The sequence below is a fragment of the Pantoea phyllosphaerae genome (assembly GCF_051025595.1).
GTDB lineage: Bacteria > Pseudomonadota > Gammaproteobacteria > Enterobacterales > Enterobacteriaceae > Pantoea.
This window is the reverse complement of record NZ_JBPFDE010000012.1, coordinates 59,712-75,409: the sequence shown is the minus strand read 5'-3', so window position 1 is coordinate 75,409 and position 15,698 is coordinate 59,712. Positions and strand designations below refer to the sequence as shown.

The 15,698-nt window shown below is 56.1% G+C and carries 13 protein-coding genes; 10 read left to right on the top strand and 3 right to left on the bottom strand.

Annotated features, from left to right (window positions below; genetic code table 11):
* Nucleotides 1–103 precede the first annotated feature (103 nt).
* From ACR6A7_RS15955 to ACR6A7_RS15940, 4 genes are all read left to right on the top strand, one after another.
* Nucleotides 104–979 carry a LysR family transcriptional regulator gene (locus tag ACR6A7_RS15955; protein WP_434125994.1) on the top strand — a complete coding sequence of 292 codons (876 nt, stop codon included), beginning with the start codon at nucleotides 104–106 and terminating at the stop codon, nucleotides 977–979.
* Nucleotides 980–1,121: 142 nt separating this feature from the next.
* Nucleotides 1,122–1,445, top strand: a complete 324-nt coding sequence (locus ACR6A7_RS15950) for an antibiotic biosynthesis monooxygenase family protein (protein WP_434125992.1) — start codon at nucleotides 1,122–1,124, stop codon at nucleotides 1,443–1,445.
* Nucleotides 1,438–1,845, top strand: a complete 408-nt coding sequence (locus ACR6A7_RS15945; protein WP_434125990.1) for an amino acid-binding protein — start codon at nucleotides 1,438–1,440, stop codon at nucleotides 1,843–1,845. The genes ACR6A7_RS15950 and ACR6A7_RS15945 overlap by 8 nt, the downstream gene beginning before the upstream one ends.
* Nucleotides 1,826–2,536 (top strand): ArsR/SmtB family transcription factor, encoded by a 711-nt coding sequence (locus tag ACR6A7_RS15940; protein ID WP_434125989.1) that lies wholly within the window; start codon nucleotides 1,826–1,828, stop codon nucleotides 2,534–2,536. Before ACR6A7_RS15945 ends, ACR6A7_RS15940 begins: the two co-directional genes overlap by 20 nt.
* A 30-nt stretch (nucleotides 2,537–2,566) precedes the next feature.
* Here the strand turns inward: ACR6A7_RS15940 and ACR6A7_RS15935 are convergent, their stop codons facing one another.
* Together ACR6A7_RS15935 and ACR6A7_RS15930 are read right to left on the bottom strand one after the other, a co-directional pair.
* Nucleotides 2,567–3,304 carry a carboxymuconolactone decarboxylase family protein gene (locus ACR6A7_RS15935; protein WP_434125987.1) on the bottom strand — a complete coding sequence of 246 codons (738 nt, stop codon included), beginning with the start codon at nucleotides 3,302–3,304 and terminating at the stop codon, nucleotides 2,567–2,569.
* A 22-nt stretch (nucleotides 3,305–3,326) separates the two neighbouring features.
* Nucleotides 3,327–3,734, bottom strand: a complete 408-nt coding sequence (locus ACR6A7_RS15930) for a (R)-mandelonitrile lyase (protein WP_434126083.1) — start codon at nucleotides 3,732–3,734, stop codon at nucleotides 3,327–3,329.
* 212 nt (nucleotides 3,735–3,946) lie between these two features.
* Here ACR6A7_RS15930 and ACR6A7_RS15925 point away from each other — a divergent pair, with 212 nt between their 5' ends.
* Nucleotides 3,947–4,843: a LysR family transcriptional regulator gene (locus ACR6A7_RS15925; RefSeq protein WP_434125986.1), complete on the top strand. Its 897-nt coding sequence runs from the start codon at nucleotides 3,947–3,949 to the stop codon at nucleotides 4,841–4,843.
* A gap of 259 nt (nucleotides 4,844–5,102) precedes the next feature.
* On the opposite strand, the gene ACR6A7_RS15920 is transcribed toward ACR6A7_RS15925, so the two are convergent.
* Entirely contained in the window at nucleotides 5,103–6,134 is a 1,032-nt protein-coding gene (locus ACR6A7_RS15920) for a tyrosine-type recombinase/integrase (RefSeq protein WP_434125985.1), read from the bottom strand.
* A 902-nt stretch (nucleotides 6,135–7,036) separates the two neighbouring features.
* Here ACR6A7_RS15920 and cutC point away from each other — a divergent pair.
* The 5 genes from cutC to ACR6A7_RS15895 all read left to right on the top strand — a co-directional run bounded on the left by cutC (nucleotide 7,037) and on the right by ACR6A7_RS15895 (nucleotide 15,632).
* On the top strand, nucleotides 7,037–9,427 hold the full coding sequence (gene cutC / locus ACR6A7_RS15915; protein WP_434125983.1) for a choline trimethylamine-lyase: 2,391 nt from the start codon (nucleotides 7,037–7,039) through the stop codon (nucleotides 9,425–9,427).
* A complete protein-coding gene (locus ACR6A7_RS15910; RefSeq protein ID WP_434125982.1) occupies nucleotides 9,390–10,352 on the top strand; it encodes a glycyl-radical enzyme activating protein in 963 nt (320 codons plus the stop codon). Before cutC ends, ACR6A7_RS15910 begins: the two co-directional genes overlap by 38 nt.
* Nucleotides 10,353–10,448: 96 nt before the next feature.
* Nucleotides 10,449–11,534, top strand: coding sequence for an efflux RND transporter periplasmic adaptor subunit (locus tag ACR6A7_RS15905; RefSeq protein WP_434125980.1), 1,086 nt, complete (start codon nucleotides 10,449–10,451; stop codon nucleotides 11,532–11,534).
* Nucleotides 11,534–14,608, top strand: coding sequence for an efflux RND transporter permease subunit (locus tag ACR6A7_RS15900; protein WP_434125978.1), 3,075 nt, complete (start codon nucleotides 11,534–11,536; stop codon nucleotides 14,606–14,608). The genes ACR6A7_RS15905 and ACR6A7_RS15900 overlap by 1 nt, the downstream gene beginning before the upstream one ends.
* Nucleotides 14,550–15,632: an AI-2E family transporter gene (locus ACR6A7_RS15895; RefSeq protein WP_434125977.1), complete on the top strand. Its 1,083-nt coding sequence runs from the start codon at nucleotides 14,550–14,552 to the stop codon at nucleotides 15,630–15,632. Before ACR6A7_RS15900 ends, ACR6A7_RS15895 begins: the two co-directional genes overlap by 59 nt.
* Nucleotides 15,633–15,698 lie beyond the last annotated feature (66 nt).

Sequence of the window (15,698 nt, the reverse complement as noted above, 5' to 3'; positions counted from 1 at the left end):
TTACTCCGTGATGTCAGATGGGTGTAAACAGAGACTAAGCTGTTTTGTTTAATGGCGTAAGACGCTATTCTCGAGACCATTTGTTCCATAAATGAGACATGATATGGACCTTAACGCCCTAGCAGATTTTCACCTTATTGCCGCCTCGGGCGGATTAGGCGCCGCCAGTCGCGCCAGCGGGCGGCCGAAGGCGACGCTGTCGCGACGGCTGGCCGATCTTGAAGAGGCGCTTGGCGTCCGCCTTATGGAGCGCGGCAACCGTCGGCTTGAGATTACCGAGGCAGGCAAACTTCTGCTGGCCAGAACAGCCGGGGCGATGCGCGAAATCAGCGAAGCTGTCGTTATGGCGCAGGAGGGCGCGATCCAACCCAGAGGATGCCTGCGTATCGCCGCGCCGCTGCTGTTTTCACAGGTGGCGCTGGGCCAGCTCGCGGCCCGATTCCGCGCGCGTTATCCCGACGTCCGGATTGAGTCCGTCGCAGAGGACAGGCTCAGCAATCTGGTTGAGGAGCACTTCGACGTGGCCATCCGCATTAATCCGCCCCCGGACAGCACGCTGGTAGGCAGGTGCTTTGCCAGGGACAAGCTGATGCTGGTTGCCGCGCCCGGGTTTGAGATGCCGCCGGGGGACTGCAGCCGCCCGCTTCCTGTCGCTGCGGTAGTGATGCCCACACACCGGGAGGGCGAGATCTGGTCGCTGGAAAACGGGCAGCGCTGCTTTATCCCGCAGCCGGTGGCGCAGTTCTCCTCCCTGCTGGCCGTGCGCGACGCCGTTATGGCGGGCGCTGGCGCAGCGATGCTGCCGCAGTCGATTGTCAGCGGCCTGCTGGACACAGGCGCGCTGATCGCCTGGGGAGAGGCGGGCAGTACCACAGAGCTATGGGTGCTGCACACCTCTCGCCGCCTGCAAAGCCCTAAAGTGGGCGCCTTTGTGGCATTCATCTGCGAGCAATATCCCGACGGCTGGTTTACGACCTGAACCCGCCCGCGCATGCATCGCCCGCAAGGAAGCATTTACTTTTAACGATGGCGCGTTAATCAGGCATATTTCGGCGGGCGCCGAAGTATCCGGTTTCTGGCGAGCTTAAGCTGAGCGACGTATTCAACCTCGGAGCCAGCATATGATCGCCGTTATTTTTGAAGCCGATGCCCTGCCTGCCGCGCAGGATCGCTACCTGCAACTTGCCGCGCAGCTCAAGCCTTTGTTAGCCGACGCGCCAGGGTTTATTTCTATTGAGCGTTTTCAGAGCCTGAGTACCGCAGGCAAAATTCTTTCGCTTTCCTGGTGGGAAGATGAAGAGGCCGTAGCAGGCTGGAAGCGGAACCTGATGCATCAGGCCGCGCAAAAAGAGGGCAGGGAATCCGTTTTTGCCTTTTACAGAATACGCGTCGCGCGCGTGCTGCGCGATTACGCTTCAGATAAGGAAACCCATTCGCATGTATGATATCTACATCGTTCTGGAAAACAGGCCGGGCGTCCTTGGCTTACTGAGTAAAACGCTGGGGCATAGCGGCGTTGGACTGGAAGGAGGCGGCGTTTTTACCTCGTCGGAGGTCGGCCATGCGCATTTCTTCGTCGAAGATGGCGAAAAGGCGCGGCAGGTGCTGATGGCCGCGGGATATCACGTCAAAGCGGTCTCTCGACCTTTGATAAGAAAGCTGCCTCAGGCGCGCCCCGGCGAGCTCGGCGAAATCGCGGATGCTCTGGGTCGCAGCGGCATCAATATTCAGGTGCAATACAGCGATCACCGCAACCGGCTAATCCTCCTGACGGATGATAATCAGCGGGCGGCGGAAGTGACCAAAAAATGGGAAATCGTGTCGCATGCGTCAGTTGCTGACTGAAGAGAACCAGCAGACGGAGCATAGCCTCGAAAAATCGATGTCGCTTGTTGCCTCTGCCATGTCCGATCCTTCGCGGGTCGCCATCCTCTGCGCGCTGATGGATGGCCGGGCCTGGACGGCCACGGAGCTGGGTGCGGTTGCCTCGGTTGCCGCTTCGACGACCAGCGGACATCTTGCGCGCCTTCTCAGCAGCGGGCTGATCGTCTGCCTGACGCAGGGACGTCACCGCTACTACAGCCTGGCCGGGCATCACATTGCCGGCCTGCTGGAGAACCTGATGGGCGTCTCCATGCGGCCCCGCGCTGTATCGCCGTCGCGTACCCCTGGCCATCTGCGCTATGCGCGCACCTGTTACGATCACCTGGCGGGCGAGCTGGCGGTGAAGATTTACGGGTTTATGCTGCAGGAAAAGTGGCTGGAGCCTGAGGGTTCATCTCTGACCGCCGTGGGAAAAGCGCAGTTTGATGCCCTTGGCGCGATTCTGCATCCTGAGTCCAGGCGCAAAGCCTGCTGTGCCTGTCTCGACTGGAGCGAAAGGCGTTTTCATCTGGGAGGCGACGCCGGCCATGCGCTGATGACGCGATTTTTGCAGAAAGGCTGGCTGGTTCGCGTACCCGGCTACCGTGAAGTGAATGTGACGACTGAAGGCGCCAGAGCCATGCGCCAGCTGTTCAGGATAGACCCGCCGTGAACACCTGCGCCGAAGCGCAGGTGCATTCCGTTAACGCGCGCTTCCTGACGCCAGCGCACGCTGCAGCCGTTGCGCCGTGTCTGGCTCGCCTCGGCTCTCAAACAGCGGCACCAGTTCGGCCAGCTGCGCATCCGTCAGCCCTACGTTCCGGCTGATGTTCAGGTGCGCTTTTAGCTGGGACTCGACACCGGTCATAGCTGCCAGCGCGCCGACGGTCGCCAGCTCGCGGCTTTTCCAGTCGAGGTTATCACGACTGAAAACATCGCCGAAAAGATGGACTTTCAGATAGCGATCAATAGCCGGTGCGAAATCGAAAAGCGCGCCTTTGACCGGGCCGCCAGCAAGCGTGGTCTGGTTCTGCGTGCCGACCCTCATCATCTCTTCTGGCTTCGGCAACGGCCCTGGCGGGTGACCTTCCGCATCCTTTATGCCCTGCTCGCGACGCGCCTCAACCACTTTCATCAGCTCAGTCAGCGCATTCAGGCTGCGGGGAAACCCGGCATAGGCGTAAAGCTGGACCAGGATCTCACGACAGTCGCTGAGGGTGAGACCGGCATCCAGCCCCTGCTGCAGCGCAGCGTTCAGTGCAGGGATGTCGCCCGTCGCAGCGCTGGCGGCAATCGCAGCCGTCTGCTTCTGTGAAGCGGTAAGAGGATGTTGCTGCTGAGTCAGCATAGTTCTGTTCCTTATCGAAGTAAAAGTAGAGGCATCTTCAGCGGCGCTGCTGAAGCAAGCCAGCGCGGCGCAGAGCGCCAGCAGGCTGGTCATGTGCCGCCTGGCCGTTATGCCGTCACGATTTATCACGGGACGCATACTGCTCGTCGCTGACATGCTCCATCCAGTCAACCACCTTGTCTTCCTGCGCCTCGGCAATGGCGATATGCGACATGCTGTTCTGCGGCGCAGCGCCATGCCAGTGCTTCACGCCTGCCGGGATCCAGACGATATCGCCAGGCCTGATCTCGCGCGCCGGGCCGCCCCATTCCTGAATAAGGCCGCGCCCTGCGGTGACGATGAGCGTCTGGCCGAGGGGATGGGTATGCCACGCCGTGCGGGCGGCAGGCTCAAAGGTCACGGTCGCGCCGCCCACGCGTGCCGGAACGCTTCCCTGGAATGGCGAATCAATGCGCACCGTTCCGGTAAAATAGTCAGGAGATCCCGGTACCGAGGGTTTTTCTCCACTTTGCATGATGGTAATCACAGCGCTTTTCTCCTTTAAGTCAGCAGCTGAACAGGCCAGCGCGAGGAACATCGCAGCACAGGCAATGCTCTTCATACGGCTCCGGTTCGCGGTACAGGAGGCAGCGTCAGATGCTGGCCCCGCTGAGGGTGAGTGAGTTCAGTGTAGGATCAGGAGGATTGTTTGATAAGATGGTCAAATGTGAATACGTATGTGCAGCATATTCAACAATGATGCCTGAAAACCTCAACGACCTGCGCGCCTTTCATCTTGTGGCGCGTGAGAAAAACTTTACCCGGGCGGCCGCGCAGCTCGGCATGTCGCGCTCTGGATTGAGCCATGCGATTACGGCGCTGGAGGCGCGCCTCGGGGTCAGACTGCTGACGCGCACCACGCGCAGCGTCTCCCTTACCGAAGCCGGCGCGCAACTCTACAACAGGCTGCTGCCAATGCTGCGCGAGCTCGACAGCGAACTCGCCTCGCTGCGCGCGCTGGGTGATAAACCGGCAGGCACCGTGCGCATAACCGCGCACGATCACGCCATCGAAACCGTGCTCTGGCCGCGCCTGCGGCCGCTGCTCAAGCGCTATCCTGAGATTCAGATCGAATTAAGCGTGGACTATGCGCTGACCGATATCGTGGCGCAGCAGTTTGATGCCGGGGTGCGCGTCGGCAACGTGGTCGATAAGGATATGATCGCCGTCAGGATCGGCCCTGACTTCTATATGGCGGTGGTCGCCTCGCCGGATTATCTGCAGGATAAAACGGCGCCGGAAACGCCAGCTGAGCTAACGATGCATCAGTGCATCAATCTGCGGCTCCCGACGCACGGCGGGATTTACGCCTGGGACTTCGAAAAAGCGGGCAAAGCGTTATCGGTGCGGGTGCAGGGACAAACCGTTTTTAACACCACCGGGCTGATGCTGCAGGCGGCGCTGGATGGGCTGGGACTCGCTTACGTTCCGCTGGATCGCGCGCAGCTGCATATTGAAAGGGGGGAATTAGTGCCGGTTCTGCAGGCGTGGTGGCCGCTTTTTCCGGGATACCATCTCTACTACGCCAGCCGCCGTCAAATGATGCCGGCGCTGACTGAAGTGATTAATGCGCTGCGCTACAGAGAAGCCTGAAATTGAGAAAAAGCTTGTATCAGCGATTTCAAGCGAATTCACCTGAACCATTTTGAAAAAAAACGGTCAAAGTGGTTTAAGCGCACACCTGCAGTTATGAAATTAACGCATGGCTAATCAAAAGGTGGATAACCTGATGTATTTGCGCGTTAATTCAGCGCTAAAATTCTCCTGTCCCCGGCAATACTGCGCAGTTCGCCGCATCTTTTCCCGGAGTTTCACACAGGCTGTCCACTTTTTCTGTGGATAACTTAGCGGCTTACTCTTCACTGTTTTCCATCAGATCCACCATTGCGCCCTTGTGCGCTTCCACATAGCGGATATAGCGCATCAGGGTTTCCGGTTTTTTCCAGGTCCCTTCCTGCATGATTTGCGGCACAGAATAGCCTTTGCGCGCCAGATCCTGCGCGGCGCCCACGCGCGCACTGTGACCGCTCCAGCGGCGATAGCGATTTTTATTCGGCTTCATGGTGTTGGTATGACCGGCAGCTTCCCACGCGCGGGTGAAAATAGTTTTCAGCGCGGGCGTGCTCATGGGGGCGTCGGTCACGACCATCACTTTCCCTGAGCGATGCACCGGCGCAAAGAGAAAAGCATCCGGTTCGTTTACCAGTCCCGATGCCACAATCCACTTTGTCAGCACCGCTGACGACTTCGCTCCCAACGCTTTCACCAGGCTGCCGGTATCGAGAATGGTTTTGGTCCAGGAGCCTTCGAGAATAATGCGCCCATCTTCTGCGCGCATCACATCACCCACGCGAAAGCGCGCCACCTCGCTGATACGCATCAGTGTGCTGTAAGCCACATGCAGAAAGGCGAGATCGCGCAGATTCCGCAGGTTCTGGTTATCTGCCCAGGCCGCCTCAACCTTTTGCAAATCGCTTAACCTGAACGGCACCGCCTGACCGGTTCGCTCGCCGGAGACCACCGCCACGCGGTTAATCTTTTTAACCGCACGCGATACCAGCGGTGAGGTCGATGGCGGCACCAAACCAGCGTTACGGTGTAACATCGTAATCAGCGACTGATGCGTGCCGATGGTCGAGGAGGCGCGCCCGATGGATTGCAAATAGCTCAGGTAGTCACGCAGATCTTCAGGCGACATCGGCAGCAGCACGCGATTGTTGGCCGATGCCCAGCGGTGGCAGACGCGCATCACGCTCATCAGCTGGCGCCAGGTATTGGGCGCAAACGCATCTTTATCCTGAACGAACTCGCGCAGGCGTTGCGCCAGGTCGTCATCTGACTGAGAAAGCGGCAGCAGGGCGTGTGAGGTGATTAATCCATCCATATCTGTTCAATTTAACCGCAATTCAGCTTGAGATCGCGCTACGTGAATTCTGAGAAGAAAGCAGGGGTGAACTGCTGCAGATTTTGCGTAGCGTTGTCATTTTAAGGTAGCGCAGGGTACCGTTTTTTATGTCCGGGTATCGTTTTGGATAAGAAGGCGAAGGGTAAACAGCGCTTTCGCTCAGGATCCGGGCCGGATCCGCATGATAGCGGGTTTAGGAGGGGATGTCGCTGAGTTTGTATAAGTCTTATTATATGAAGTTACGATGGGCCGGTTAACCGATCGACAGGTTTCCGTATCGCCCTTCGCGCATGACCCACACTGAATCAATGAGGACCTGATAATCAGCTATGACGTCAGGTACAGGATCGTTGGACTTCCATATAATTATAAAGCCCGATGGCTTTCAGCAGATTATATCTGTGTCTGATGAGGGCATTTCTGATGCGGATATGACCTCCATGCAACAGGTTTGAGTATTTTCAGTTAGAAAGAAGAAAAGCGTCATGCTCAGACGCAACGCTCATTCTCACTAAATAAATTAAAAAATATTGGCCAACTTGCTATAGCACCTGCTTTTTTTGGAGAGGTGTAAAATCGAGGTGTTAATTAATATAGCAGGTGCTGACACGGGTAGTCAGCGTTTAATAACTATTTACTCTTTATTATTTATAATATGTAACCGACGGTGACCCTGGTTATATGACAGGGAAAGCGCACTGATATACAACGTGGTCATCAGGAAACAGTATTCCTCGTCAACAGGCAATGCATAAAACCAGTCCGCCTTTAATTTTAACAATTCACTATGGATTGCTATTTATCGGGAACAATTGCGCCACATAAAAAATGATCCCGGCCTTTGCCGCATCGCGCTTTGTGGCACTCAAAAGAGAGAGGTTATGGAAAAAATCACAGATAACCATCTGCCGCCACGCATAGAACGCCTTCGGGAAAAATATTTTAAAGCACGTCCGTTTATTTCCTCAACGCGCGCGCGTGCCGTAACTGAAATATATCGTCAGCACCCCGGCATGCCTAAAATACTCTTACGCGCAATGGCTTTTCGCCGGGCCTGTCAGACAGCAAAATTAGTCATTGAAGATGATGAACTGATCATCAGCCATCCTGCGGGCGGCGCGCGCGGCGGGGAAATTTCGCCGGAAATCGCCTGGCGCTGGGTAGCCGACGAACTCGATACGGTGTCCACGCGTGCTCAGGATCCTTACCAGATCAGCGAGGAGGTGAAGCGTGAGCTGCGGGATGAGATTTTCCCCTTCTGGCAGGGGCGTTCGCTGGATGAAATGGCGGAAACACAGCTGCGCCACGCAGGGTTATGGGAATGGAGCACGGATGAAGCGATTTGCGATCTGTCGATAAAAACCCAGAACGGCGGGGGCGACAGCTGTCCCGGCTATGACATTATTCTGCTTCAGAAAGGGTTCGCGGGCATTCGGGCAGAAGCCCGGCAGGCGCTGGATGGCCTCTCTGCCGCCCATCCTGAAGAGCGCGAAAAACGCCATTTTTATCAGGCCACGATTGAAACCTGCACGGGCGTAGTGGAGTACGCCCACCGCTATGCGGATTATGCCGACGAGCTGGCGCGCCAGACCCGCTCTCCCCAGCGCCGTGCAGAGCTTGAAGAGTTGGCAGCCATCTGCCGTCGTGTCCCTGAGCATCCGCCCGCCACTTTCCATGAAGCATTGCAGGCTATCTGGATAACGCATTCACTGTTCATGCTGGAAGAGAATCAGACCGGGATGTCGCTTGGCCGCGCTGACCAGTATCTCTGGCCGCTACTTGAGGCTGATTTACGCACAGGCGCGCTCACTCTGGAAAAAGCGGAAGAACTTCTCTGCTGCTGGATGATAAAAATGTCCGAATGCATGTGGCTTTGCAGCGCGTCGACCGCGATGTATTTTGCCGGTTATCAACCTTTCGTGAATGTGGTCGTGGGCGGACTGAAACGCGAAGGAGGCGATGCGACTCAGCCCCTGACGCTGATGATAATGGACTGCTCACGTAAGCTGAAACTCTATCAGCCGAGTCTGGCTGTACGCATTCATAATCAGTCTCCACAGGCATTCATGCGCAAGATTGTGGCGGTGATCCGTGCCGGGATCGGCTTTCCCGCCTGCCACTTTGATGACGCCCATATCAAAATGATGCTGCGTAAAGGCTTCGACTACGAAGATGCCCGCGATTACTGCCTGATGGGCTGCGTAGAGCCGCAGCGCGCCGGGCGGATCTACCAGTGGACCTCCGTAGGCTACACCACCTTTACTGCCGCTATTGAGCTGGCCCTGAGAAACGGCAAATCCGCCAGCGGCGCTCAGATGGGGCCCGCTACCGGCGATATCGCCACGCTCGATACCTATGCTGCCTTTGAAGCGGCCGTCCGACAGCAGCTCAGTCATATTGTCCAGCGCGCGGCTCAGGCCACGCTGATCCTACAAGTGTTGCACAAGGAGCAGGCGCCCAAGCCTCTTATCTCTTGCCTGATTGAAGGATGCATGGAGAGCGGAAAAGAGGTGATGCAGGGAGGGGCGATGCTGAATAACGGTCCGGGGCTCATCTGGACCGGCATGGCGGATTATGTCAACGCCATGATGGTGATGCGTGAGCTGGTCTACGGTCAGAAACAGGTTTCGCCGCAAGAGATGGCTTGTGCGCTACAGCATAATTTTGTCGGTCATGAAGCGCTGCGCGCCGCCTGCCTGAATGTCGCGAAATTTGGTAACGACATAGAAGAGGTCGATCTCATCGCCCGCGACCTGATTCGCTTTATTGAAAAGGAACACCGGCAGTACCGTATGCTCTACGGCCCTTTTACCCATGGCACCCTCTCTATTTCGAATAACACGCCGTTTGGTTTAACCACAGGCGCTCTGCCGAGTGGTCGTCTGGCAGGCACACCGCTGGCGGATGGCATCAGCCCTTCTCAGCAAACCGATTATGCCGGCCCTACCGCCATTATTAATTCCGTCGGGCGCATTAACGTCGAGGAGATGGAAATTGGCATGGTGCATAACTTTAAGCTGATGCTCGGCATGCTTGATACGCCGGAAGGCGAGCAGGGGCTGATTACGCTGTTAAGAAGTGCCAGCCTGCTGGGCAATGCACAGATGCAGTTCAGCTATATCGACAACCAAACGTTGCTGGATGCACAAGCCAATCCGGATGCGCATCGCAACCTGATGATCCGGGTAGCTGGCTACAGCGCCTTTTTTGTCGAACTCAGCCGTGAGGTTCAGGATGAAATTATCAGCCGTACCCAGTTGCGTGAATTCTGAATCCCGTCCGGTCACTGGCGCAGTGTTCAACATTCAGCGTTTCTCACTGCATGATGGACCCGGCGTTCGCACCGTGGTGTTTCTCAAGGGCTGCCATATGGCCTGTGACTGGTGCGCCAACCCAGAAAGCTGGCACCCCCAGCCGGAGGTCTTTTTTGATCGGGAGCGCTGCCAGCGACTATCAATAGCCTGTACCCAGTGTTGTCCGGGGCGCATGCCAGACCCTTCGCCCTGGTCAGCCGCCTGCGAATCATGGCCAGCCGGCGATCGCTGCCCGGCTGCGGCCATTCGCCATGTTGGCAGCCAGATGAGCGTGGATACGGTGATGCGTCAGGTACTGGCCGATGTGCTCTACTATCGCAGCTCAGGAGGAGGCATGACGCTCAGCGGAGGAGAAATGGCCTTGCAGCCTGAATTCTCCCGCGCGCTGCTGTTGCGCGCGCAGGAGGAGGGCATTCACAGCGCAGTTGAAACCTCAGGTTTTGTCCCCTGGCCGCTGCTATGGCATAGCTGTGAGGTCAGTCGCCTGGTATTGTTCGATATCAAATTCGCCAGCGACAGACTGCATCAACGCTATACCGGCGTCAGTAATAAAGTCATCCTGGCAAACCTGCGCCGGTTACTGGAGCAGCGTATTCCGGTAAAAATACGCATCCCGGTTATTCCACATATCAATGACAGCCAGGAAGAAGCCGAAAAAATAATAAAAACCATTGCTGACATTACCGGTAATAAAAGCAGCTTTAAAGGCATCGACTTATTACCCTACCATCCATTTGGACTGAGAAAATATACCCTGTCAGGAAAGGTAAACCGCTACGCAGCGGCTAATCCTGACCCCCCACCCGCGCGAACGGCTATTTTCGAAAGCCTTGCACGCGCACGTAATATTGAAATTCTCACCCTGTCTTATTGCATTGGATGACCCCGGACCACGCGCAACGGTCTCCCGGAAGAGAACATAACCCATGCAGGACAGGAAGATTCGATAGCTATCGCTGGCGATTAACAGAGAGATAATATGATTTTCCGTTATTTACCTTTCCTTTTGGCGATGTGTTGCCTGAGCGGCTGCGATCGTGAAACCCGTTCAGGCCCCGATTTACCTGTAGTCGTCAAAACAATAACCGTTGAAAACGATCTGTTACTGCCGAATCGACGCTTTCCGGCACATATCATTGCCAGCGATGTCACCGATCTCGCTTTTAAACAAAACGGCGTATTGAAATCGATCCTGCCACGTGAGGGAAGCCGGGTGAGAAAAGGTGACGTTATCGCCTCTCTGAACGACACGGAAGCGCGGTTATTGCTGCATAAGCGCGCCAGCGCCAGCGATGTCGCCCAGCGTCAGTTTGCGCGCTATGCGGAACTTGCCCGCCGCCACCTGATTTCTCAGGCTGAGCTGGATCTGCATCGTCAGCAAAGGGATACCGCGCTGGCGGCACTAAAACTGGCACAGGAAGCCGTAAGCGATTTGCAGCTTAAAGCGCCTTTTGAGGGTGTCATAGCAAAAGTTCATGCGAAAAATCACACCCTTGTTCAGGCAGGCCAGCCCGTGGTGACAATGAACCGAACAGATTCCCTGGATGTTATTTTCAGCATGCCAGAACGCGTCATTAAAGCCCTCGATCTCAAAAATCTCCACCAGCCCTTTCAGGTTGAACTCAATGCGTTACCGGGAAAAAGCTTCCCAGCCTGGTACAAAGAACATGCCACCAACAGCGATCGTGGCAGCCTGACCTGGCAGATGACATTAACCCTGCCGCGTCCTGCTCAATGGACAGATGCAGCGGGGCTAAGCGGCGCGGTCAGACTGCCGCCGGCCCTCTACCGCATAACTGCTGGCCCCGTGTCGATTCGTATCCCGGGCAGTGCGTTATTTAGTCCGGAAGGAAATCGTTCAGATGAAGCAGAGGTCTGGGTCGTTGAGCAGCGTGATGGCGGTTACGTTGTTGAACCTCGCCATGTCGTGCTGGGACAGATGACGGATGCGGGCATCGAAATTACCCAGGGTTTGCAGGTCGGGGAAAAAGTCGTGACGGCGGGAGTGGCATCGCTGACGCCACATCAGCGGGTAAGATTATGGCAGCGGGAGCCCGGCCTGTAATGCTGATACTGCAAAAATTCATGAGTGACGCTATTCGGGTCTGGCTGGTAATCCTGTTGCTGTCAGTAGGCGGCACGCTGGCTTTTCTGCATATTCCGCGTCTGGAAGATCCCGCCTTTACCATAAAGACAGCGCTGGTGGTCACTGCCTATCCGGGTGCCAGCGCCACGCAGGTAGAAGAAAACGTTACGCGCCCGCTGGAGGATGCTATCCAGCGGCTGCCCAGCGTGGATAAAATCCGCTCGGTTTCTGACGCAGGCCTTTCTCAAATTACCGTCACGCTGCGTCCTGAATATCACTCTTCACAGCTACCGCAGATCTGGGATGAGCTGCGCAACCGCGTTCAGGATACTGCCCGGCGATTGCCTGCCGAGGCCTCAGCGCCGGTTGTCAGAGATGATTTTGGTGATGTGTATGGCTACTATTTTTCACTTTCCGGGGAACACTATACGCTCAGAGAGCTCGGTGATTACGCCGAATATTTACGCAGAGAATTGATGCGGATCCCCGGCGTCAGTAACGTTGTCATGGCGGGGGACGTTACAGAAGTGGTCAATATCGATATCGCCTCTGCTGCGCTTTCTGCCTACGGGCTGACCCCGGCGCGTCTGGCAAATCTGTTCAGTGACCGGAACGCCCTGACCAATACGGACAGCGTCAGGACAGGGGGGGAGCGACTGCCTGTCCGGCCAACCGGCGCCCTGCAAACGCTGGACGATCTTAACCATCTTCTTCTGACGTCTCACGGCAGCTCGCACAGCCTTTACCTGGGCGATATTGCCCGGCTGACTCGTGCAGAAACCAGTGAGCCGGAAAATCGCTATTTCTCAAACGGCCATCCGGCCATCGCGCTGGGCGTCGCCTTTGCGCCTGACGTCAATGTCGTCAAGGTGGGCGAGGCGATTAACGACGAGATGCACAGGCTGTCGGCCCACGCGCCTGCCGGAATGACCCTGACACCGTTTTACGATCAGTCCGCTGCCGTCAAACACGCCGTGAAAGGCTTCATCATCAACTTCCTGATGGCCGTCGTGATTGTGGTCGCTACGCTGATGATGATCATGGGGCTGCGGAACGGTATTGTGATTGCGCTTTCGCTCACCCTTAACGTACTGGGCACGCTGCTAATCATGAATTTAGCCGGTCTGGAATTGCAGCGCGTTTCCCTGGGGGCCATGATCATCGTCCTCAGCGTGCTGGCGGACAATGCGATTGAAATGGTGGTGGGTATCCGCACGGGGCGCAGCCTGAACAAGACCGTTATGCAGGCTACCTTATGGAACGTCAGGCGTTCAGCGCTTCCGCTGCTGGGCGCCACGATTATCGCTATTCTTGCTTTTGCCCCAGTAGGCCTGTCGCAAAACTCGACCGGAGAGTATTGCCGTTCACTGTTTTTCGTACTGCTGATCTCTCTGCTGCTCAGCTGGTTAACATCGCTGACGTTGACGCCAGTCTTTATTAAATGGCTGACATCAGAAAAAGAGAGCCTGGAGACCCTCGCGCTGAGCAAACCCGCCGAGGGCAGCATATTACGATATTATCGCCGGATGCTTGAGTGGATGCTGGACCATAAAACCCTCACGCTCGGGGTGGCGACCGTCTTACTGCTCACCTCAGCGGTTGGCTTCAGCTGGGTAAGGCAAAGTTTTTTTCCCCCCTCTACGACGCCGGTTTTTCTGGTGGATCTATGGCTGCCTAATGACAGCGACCCAGAAAAAACGGTACGGATTGCTAAACATATTGAAGAGCAAATTCGGCAGCAGACTGGCGTGAATAACACGCTGATAACCACCGGCCAGGGGGGATTACGTTTTATCCTGACTTACAATCCGCAACGTCGATCGCCGAATTATGCTCAAATTATGGTGAGCACCTTTTCTGTCGAGCAGGCTAATATACTGAGCCGCCATCTGCGCGAAACGCTTAGCCACAGTCATCCTGGCGTTAACGTCAATGTAAGACGCATTATGTTTGGTCCCTCCAGCGACAGCGCCGTCGAAATTCGCTTTCAGGGGCCTTCTCCCTCTGTTTTGCGCCAGTTAGCCCAGCAGGCCGAGCATATCCTGCGCACTTCCGCTGTTGCCTCGGGTATCCGTAATAGCTGGCAGGAGCCCGGCAAAGTGATTCGACCACATATCGATTTGCAGCGCGCGCGGGCGCTGGGCGTCAATAAACAAGACCTGGACAACGCGCTGCGGATGAATTTTTCAGGCATCCCCATCGGGATCTGGCGAGAGGGGACGCAGGCGCTTCCCGTTGTGCTTCGTACGCCAGAAAATGAACGGCTCGATATTGAACATCTGAATAATATGCTGGTCTGGAGCCAGGCGCGTCAGCAATATATACCGCTGAGTAACCTTATCGATAAGACCATGCTTGAATGGGACGATGCCGTTATTACGCGCAGCGATCGAATCAGAACGCTCTCCGTGATGGCCGACCCCGATCTGGCCAGCGGAAAAACCGCCGCGGAAGTCGTCAGGCAGATCCGCCCCCAAATTGAGGCTATTCCTTTGCCTCAAGGCTACCGTCTTTCATGGGGCGCCGACGACGAGAGCGCTTCGCAGGCCAAAGCGCAGCTCTATAAGGCTTTACCGCTGGGTTTTCTGGCCATGTTTATTATTACGGTGCTGATGTTTAATTCCGTCAGGAATGCACTGGCTATCTGGTTAACCATCCCGCTGGCCCTTATCGGCGTCACCCTCGGTTTTCTGCTAACCGGCATCCCCTTTGGCTTTATGGCGCTGATTGGCCTGCTGAGCCTGAGCGGGATGATGATTCGAAACGGCATTGTTCTGGTCGAGGAGATTAATCGTCAGCGGGAAACGAAAAATAAACGTACGGCCATCATCGACTCGGCGGTCGCGCGTTTTCCGGTGGTGATGACGGCGTTCACCACGGTATTTGGCCTGGCCCCTCTGCTGCGCGACAGATTCTTTCAGAGCATGGCGGTGGTGATTATGTTTGGACTGGGATGCGCCATTTTTCTTATCCTGCTGATGCTGCCCGTGCTTTATGACGCGTTACATACGGGCAGTAACAAGCGCGCGACCGGAGGCCAGCATTGTGATTAAGCCTCATTCGGCCCAGGGGGCCTTCAGGCGAGACTGGGCCGGCCTGCTGCTGGTCATCCCCTCATTTATCGTGGCTGTCTGGCTCACTGCGCCTGTTCTCTCCCAGCTGCTGCTGTCATTTTTTATCGCCATCATGCTGGAGCCGCTGGTGAAGCTGATCCAGCGCATGGGGCTCCCCAGAGTGATGGCAGTGGCGCTGATCCTGTCGGCGCTGACGGGGCTGTTTATGTTGGTGCTCATGAAGGTGGTTGCTCTGGTGCCGGAAACACTGCAGCTCAGTCGTCACCTCCCTCAACTCCTCAATCATCAGCTGCAGGAGATTTGCCGCTGGTTTCAGGATCGTGGGATACAGGTGAATCCGGACAATCTGCTGTCGCTGATCGACTACCCACGTTTAGTCGAGATGATCACCCGCCTGGCATCACAAATTTCCGGCCTGCTAAGTTACGCGGTCACGTTATTTTTGGTGCTGCTGTTTATGCTTTGCGACGCCCCGGCGCTGGAGAAGTGGCTCACCTGCCAGCAGAGGCAACCTCATCACCGCTTTCGTGCTCTTGTCCTCAGCCTCCATACGGTCACGCACTATATGGGCATTCGAACGCTGATGGGGATTGTGAATAGCCTGCTGGTATGGGGACTGTTTCAAATAAGCGGCTTTAACTACACGCTTGAGTGGGCAGGATTAACCTTTGTCATGAATTATATCCCCGTTCTTGGATCGATTCTCGCCACCATCCCCCCGCTGATTTACAGCCTGATCGTTTTTGGCCCAGCGAAAACGCTGACGCTCGGCATACTGCTTACGCTAATCAGCGTTGCGCTGGGATGCATCCTCGAACCCTTGCTGGTGGGGCGCAGGTTGAATATCTCACTGACGATGCAGATGGTCGCGCTGATATTCTGGCAGATGCTTTTGGGTCTTTCCGGAGCATTCATCGCTATCCCGCTCACTTTTATGCTTAAAGCCGCTTTACTTCACAGCGTCGGCGATGAGACGTCCCGATGCGTGCGCCATCAGCAATAAAAACGGCGGCCCGAAGGCCGCCAAAAACCCTCAATTATGGTTAGTATTGAGGAAGCAGTGGCACTG